This is a genomic window from Lentzea indica (assembly GCF_012184385.1).
Classification (GTDB): Bacteria; Actinomycetota; Actinomycetes; order Mycobacteriales; family Pseudonocardiaceae; genus Lentzea; species Lentzea indica.
Genome location: NZ_VSRL01000564.1, coordinates 1 through 1,124, shown reverse-complemented (window position 1 = coordinate 1,124; position 1,124 = coordinate 1). Strand labels below are relative to the sequence as shown.

General features: G+C 67.7%; 1 protein-coding gene. It reads left to right on the top strand.

Translation table 11 applies throughout. The features are described 5' to 3' along the window. Positions 1-127 precede the first annotated feature (127 nt). Positions 128-1,120, top strand: coding sequence for an IS481 family transposase (locus tag FXN61_RS49615; RefSeq protein WP_167980662.1), 993 nt, complete (start codon positions 128-130; stop codon positions 1,118-1,120). Positions 1,121-1,124 lie beyond the last annotated feature (4 nt).

Below are 1,124 nucleotides of genomic sequence, written 5' to 3'. Positions count from 1 at the left end.
ACTAGCTGTGATGTCCAGGGACGTTGTTCCGGTTTGGGCGGGTGACGGCCTGTCGTGAAGACAGGCGAAGGCCTCTGGTTGTGAAGTGGAGCTGTCTAGGAACCGCTTCACATGTCCGGAGGCCTTCGTGTCCCACCCTAACGCGGCGTTGACGCCGCGTGCCCGGCTACGGCTGGCGCGTCTGATCGTCGAGCAGGACTGGCGGCCCGCCGAGGCGGCGAGGATGTTCATGGTCTCGGAGCGGACCGCGCGTAAATGGGCTGAGCGCTACCGGCTCGAGGGCGACGCTGGGATGGCCGACCGCAGCTCGCGTCCGCACCACAGCCCGGCCCGCACGCCGGAGCCGGTGGTCCGCGAGATCGTCGTGCTGCGATGGCGGCACCGGCTGGGTCCGGTGCAGATCTCCGGCCGGCTGGGCGTCCCCGCCTCGACCGTGCACGCGGTGCTGGTGCGGTGCCGGATCAACCGGCTTTCCCGCATCGACCGGGTCACCGGCGAGCCCTTGCGCCGCTACGAACATCCCCATCCCGGTTCGCTGATCCACGTCGACGTCACCAAGTTCGGCAACATCCCCGACGGAGGCGGACATCGGTTCGTCGGACGGCAACAGGGTGAGCGCAACAAGCGCGCGACGGCGGGCCTGCCCAGAGGCCAGGACTACAAACCCAGGACCGGCAAAGCTTTTCTGCACACCGTGATCGACGACCACTCCCGCGTCGCCTACGTCGAGATCCACGCCGACGAACGGGGCACGACCGCGGTCGCCGTCCTGCGGCGGGCAGTCGCCTGGCTGCGTGAACGGGGCGTCGTCGTCGAACGAGTCCTGTCCGACAACGGCGCCGCCTACCGCTCCTTCGCCTGGCGCGACACGTGCTCCGAGCTCGGCATCACACCGAAACGCACACGTCCCTACCGGCCACAGACCAACGGCAAGATCGAACGATTCCACCGCACCCTGGCCGACGGCTGGGCCTACGCCCGCCACTACAACACCGAGCAGGACCGACGAGCAGCACTACCCGGCTGGATCCACTTCTACAATCACCACCGAGCCCACTCCGCCATCGGAGGCAAGCCACCCATCACCCGGCTGACCAACCTCCCTGGACATCACAACTAGCTCT